4 protein-coding genes are annotated in these 4,718 nt (G+C 67.0%); 2 read left to right on the top strand and 2 right to left on the bottom strand.

Translation table 11 applies throughout. From position 1 onward, the window contains the following. Positions 1–102: 102 nt before the first annotated feature. The gene (glpK, locus tag SCI24_RS20985; protein WP_318727218.1) at positions 103–1,587 is read right to left on the bottom strand and encodes a glycerol kinase GlpK; all 1,485 of its coding nucleotides are present in this window, start codon (positions 1,585–1,587) and stop codon (positions 103–105) included. A gap of 470 nt (positions 1,588–2,057) precedes the next feature. On the opposite strand from glpK, the gene SCI24_RS20980 reads away from it, so the two are divergent. Both SCI24_RS20980 and glpD read left to right on the top strand, forming a co-directional pair. Then, a complete protein-coding gene (locus SCI24_RS20980; protein WP_232910902.1) occupies positions 2,058–2,816 on the top strand; it encodes a DeoR/GlpR family transcriptional regulator in 759 nt (252 codons plus the stop codon). A gap of 147 nt (positions 2,817–2,963) precedes the next feature. Beyond that, positions 2,964–4,541, top strand: coding sequence for a glycerol-3-phosphate dehydrogenase (glpD, locus tag SCI24_RS20975; RefSeq protein WP_318727217.1), 1,578 nt, complete (start codon positions 2,964–2,966; stop codon positions 4,539–4,541). Positions 4,542–4,570: 29 nt separating this feature from the next. Here glpD and SCI24_RS20970 read toward each other — a convergent pair. Continuing rightward, positions 4,571–4,718, bottom strand: a 148-nt coding sequence (locus SCI24_RS20970) for a histidine phosphatase family protein (protein WP_318727219.1), incomplete at its 5' end; no start/stop codon positions are given.

Genomic DNA, 4,718 nt, shown 5'->3' with positions numbered 1-4,718 from the left:
GGACAGACTCCTCCGGCTCATGCGACAAGAAGCCGAGTTGGGGGTCACCGTATGATTCGTGGGGAGGCCTCAGGGTCAGACCCCAAGGGCGCAGCACAAGGGCTACTGCGTACGCACCCGCTGGACGGCCTCCTTCCAGCCGGCATAGAGGCGCTCGCGTTCCGCCTCCTCCATCTGTGGCGTGAAGCGCCGCTCGCAGCGCCACAGCTCGGCGATCTCGTCGAGGTCGCGATACCAGCCGAGCCTGAGACCGGCGAGATAGGCAGCGCCCAGGGCCGTCGTCTCCAGCACCGTGGGACGGTCCACCTGGACCCCCAGCATGTCGGCGAGGAACTGCATCACCCAGTTGTTGGCCACCATGCCGCCATCGACCCTCAGGATGCCCGGCGAAGCCGACATGTCATCGTCCATGCAGACCTGCAGGTCGCGGGTCTGGTAGCAGACCGCCTGGAGGCCGGCGGCGACGATCTCGGCGATGCCGGTGTCGCGGGTCAGGCCGAAGATGGCACCGCGCGCCTTGGGGTCCCAGTGCGGCGCCCCGAGGCCGGTAAAGGCCGGCACCAGATAGACGCTGTGACCGCTTCGCGTCTGGCACGCCAGGGCTTCGGTCTCGGCGGCATCGGCAAACAGCTGCAGGCCGTCGCGCAGCCACTGCACCGTGGCCCCGGCCACGAAGATGCTGCCCTCCATGGCGTAGGTCGGCTTGCCGTTGAGCCGATAGGCCACCGTGGTCAGTAGGCGGTTACGGGAGGTCTCGGCGGTCTCCCCGGTGTTGACGATCATGAAGCAGCCGGTGCCGTAGGTGCTCTTGCCCATGCCGGGCGTGAAGCAGGCCTGGCCCACCAACGCGGCCTGCTGGTCACCGGCTACCCCGGCAATGGGCAGCTCGCCCCCCAGCCAGCGGGCATCGACCCGGCCGAAGTCGTCGCTGGAGTCCTTGACCTCGGGCAGCAGGCTCGCCGGGATGTCGAACAAGACCAGCAGCGCCTCGTCCCAGCGCTGCTCATGGATATTGAACAGGGCGGTGCGCGAGGCGTTGGTGGCATCGGTGGCATGAACCCGGCCGCCGGTCAGCCGCCAGATCAGGAAGGTGTCCACGGTGCCGAAGGCAAGCTCCCCCCGCTCGGCCCGTTCGCGGGCGCCGGGCACCTCATCGAGCAGCCAGCCGAGCTTGGTGGCCGAGAAGTAGGGGTCGATCAGCAGTCCCGTGCGTGCCTGCACGTCCTCCAGGTGGCCCGCTTCGCGCAGCTGCCGGCAGGCCTCGTCGGTGCGGCGATCCTGCCAGACGATGGCGTTGTGCAGGGGCGCCCCGGTAGCCCGATCCCACAGCAGGGTGGTCTCGCGCTGATTGGTGATGCCGATCCCGGCGATCTCCTCGGGCGGCACGCCCGTCTCCTCGAGCACTTCGCGGCAGGTGGTGAGCACGGTCTCCCAGATGTCTTCCGGGTCATGCTCTATCCAGCCATCATGCGGGAAATGCTGCGGGAACTCGCGCTGCGCCGTGGCGACGCTGCGTCCCTGACGATCGAAGAGGATGGCGCGGGAGCTGGTGGTGCCCTGGTCGATGGCCAGCAGATATGAAGCCATGGCAAGCATCCTGTTGTGGTTGTAGTGGCGTGCGGATTTCGTTTCTAAACGCTAATGTTCGTTTATGATCATCCAGACTACTCCAGCCGATCGCACTGCTCAAATGCCTGGACGCCGGAGGCACTACGACTTTGGATGAATCTAGAGGACCGACCAAGCTATTGCAGTTGGCCTCAGCGAGGGGCGCCGGGGGCAGGCCGAAGAGGAGGTCCTACGCCAGGGGTGAGAAGCATTGCTTCGAACGGGCTGGCCATGGATAGCCAGCACCGGTCCTGCAAGCGGAGCGGGACGCGAGAGCGAAGCAGGGCGTCGGTAGCGCCCATGGAAGGGTTTACAGCGCCTCCTCGCAGGCCTGCATCCGGATCAGCCCCCCCCGCAATGCTGGAATCTGTCATAGCTCTTGGGGAACAGGACCGATTTATGCATCGGCCGAAACGATGACGTAGAATCCGGGGAGCCAAGGAGATTCCATGAACCAGCAGCAACGCCAGGACGCCATCATCGAACTGGTGCGCCGACAGGGCTATGCCAGCATCGAGCAGCTCACCGAGCACTTCACGGTCACCCCCCAGACCATTCGCCGCGACCTCAACACCCTCTCCGCGGAAGGGCGCATCCGCCGGGTCCATGGCGGCGCTGGCCTGGAGTCGAGTACCGTCAACACCGCCTACTCGACCCGCAAGACCCTCAACCTCGAGGCCAAGCAGCGCATCGCCGCCCTCCTCGCCCGACACATCCCCGACCACTCGTCGCTGTTCATCAACATCGGGACCAGCAACGAGGTGATCGCCGAGGCGCTGCTCGACCATCAGGGGCTCGAGGTGATCACCAACAACCTCAACGTGGCGGCGATCCTCCAGCACAAGGAAGACTTCAACGTGATCATCGCCGGCGGCCAGGTCCGTTCCCGGGACGGCGGCATCATCGGCGAGGCGACCATCGACTTCATCAACCAGTTCAAGGTCGACTACGGCATCATCGGCATCAGCGGCATCGACGAGGATGGCTCCCTGCTGGAGTTCGACTACCAGGAAGTGCGGGTCGCCCAGGCCATCATCCGCAATTCCCGCAAGGTCTTCCTGGCCACCGACCACTCCAAGTTCCAGCGCAACCCGGTGGTCCGCCAGGGCAACCTGGCACAGCTCGATGCGCTGTTCACCGACCGCGAGCCGCCCGAGGCCATCCTGCGCCTGCTGAAGCAGCACGACGTGACCCTGCATATCGCCTGACGCCGCGCTCACCGACTCTCCTTCCCTTCCCATCACCCTGGCCGGCATGCCTGATGCCCCCTGACGCGCCTTGATGTTCGTTTTGTTTTCGTCTATTTTCGAATTCAAACATCATCGAGACCCGGGCAATCCCGGGCAGGAGAATCCATGAGCGACACGTCGGACGAGGTGCTCGACCTCTTCGTGATCGGCGGTGGCATCAATGGCACCGGCATCGCCAACGATGCCGCCGGGCGGGGCCTGTCGGTGGGCCTGTGCGAGCAGGGAGACCTCGCCGGCGCCACCTCCTCGGCCAGCAGCAAGCTGATCCACGGCGGCCTGCGCTACCTGGAGCATCATGAATTCCGCCTGGTACGCGAGGCACTGCGCGAACGCGAGGTACTGCTCGCCAAGGCCCCCCACATCATCTGGCCACTGCGCTTCATCCTGCCCCACCGTCCCCACCTGCGTCCGGCGTGGATGCTACGCGCTGGCCTCTTCCTCTACGACCATCTCGGCAAGCGCGAGAAGCTCCCGGGGTCACGCGGGGTCAGGCTCACGGCACACCAGGGCCTTGCCCCCGGCATCACTCGTGGCTTCGAGTACTCGGACTGCTGGGTGGATGACGCCCGCCTGGTGGTGCTCAATGCCATCCAGGCCCGTGACAACGGCGCCGAGATCCGGGTCCGCACCCGCTGCATCGGGGCCCGCGAGGTCGACGGGCAGTGGGAGGTGGATCTCGAGGAGGTCGATTCCGGCCGACGCCTTACCCGCCGCTGCCGGACACTGATCAACGCCGCCGGGCCCTGGGTGGAGCAGGTGGTTCGGCGCCAAGCCAGGAGGCCTTCGCGGTACGGGGTGCGCCTGATCCAGGGCAGCCATCTGATCGTGCCTCGCCTGAACCACGACGAACGCGCCTATATCCTGCAGAACACCGACCGGCGCATCGTCTTCGTGCTGCCCTACGAGGAAGACTTCAGCCTGGTCGGCACCACCGACCGGCGCTACGAGGGTGACCCGTCACGGGTCGAGACGAGCGAGGAGGAGATCGACTACCTGCTGTCGGTGGTCAATACCCACTTCCGCACCCAGCTCTCGCGGGACGCCGTGATCCGCACCTTCTCCGGCGTGCGACCGCTGTGTGACGACGAATCGGCCGACCCCTCGGCCATGACACGGGACTATACCCTCGACCTGGATGCCCAGGGCGCCCCCTTGCTGTCGGTCTTCGGCGGCAAGATCACCACCTACCGCAAGCTCGCCGAAGCTGCCCTGGCGGCGCTTGCGCCCCACCTGCCGACGATGACCGCCCCCTGGACCGCCGACGCGCCACTGCCGGGCGGTGATATCGGCGACCAGGCCAGCTTCGAGGCGCAGCTGTTGACGGACTACCCCTTCCTGGATGCCGCCCAGGCCCGGCGCTTTGCCCGCACCTATGGCTCGCTGTGCCGGGCGTTCCTCGACGGCAGGGACTCCCAGGCCGCCCTGGGCCAGGCGTTCGGCGCCGGGCTCACGGCCGCCGAGGTGGACTACCTGGTCGGCCAGGAGTGGGCGCGCTCCCTCGAGGACATCCTGTGGCGGCGCACCAAGCTGGCCCTGCGCCTCAACGCCGTCGAGACGCGCCGACTGGCCGACCACCTGGACGACCGCCTCGGTCGCCGCGGGAGCCCCTCCCCTTCCCCGGCGGCAAGGTCTCCCAGGGTCAGTCCCGCAGCGGCACCGGCTCATTCGCGACGCAGCGCCTGAGACCAGGCGGCGCTCTCAGACGAGCAGGCTCACAGGACGGTGATGCTGGCCGGCGTCAGCGCCGGCCGCTCGCGGTGCCGGCTCAGCTCGCGCCCTTCCAGGGCGGTCAGCAGGATCTGCAACGGATCCCCGTGACTGACCAGCAGGATGGTCTCTCCCGCATGGCGCTGCTCCAGG

The organism is Halomonas sp. (genome assembly GCF_033549285.1).
Lineage (GTDB): Bacteria > Pseudomonadota > Gammaproteobacteria > Pseudomonadales > Halomonadaceae > Halomonas.
The sequence above is the reverse complement of the archived record's forward strand: the minus strand, read 5'-3'. Positions and strand labels throughout refer to the sequence as shown.

Coding starts and splice junctions, on each gene's coding strand:
- glpK (WP_318727218.1), bottom strand. CDS start 1,587: ATGGCTTCATATCTGCTGGCCATCGACCAGGGCACCACCAGCTCCCGC.
- SCI24_RS20980 (WP_232910902.1), top strand. CDS start 2,058: ATGAACCAGCAGCAACGCCAGGACGCCATCATCGAACTGGTGCGCCGA.
- glpD (WP_318727217.1), top strand. CDS start 2,964: ATGAGCGACACGTCGGACGAGGTGCTCGACCTCTTCGTGATCGGCGGT.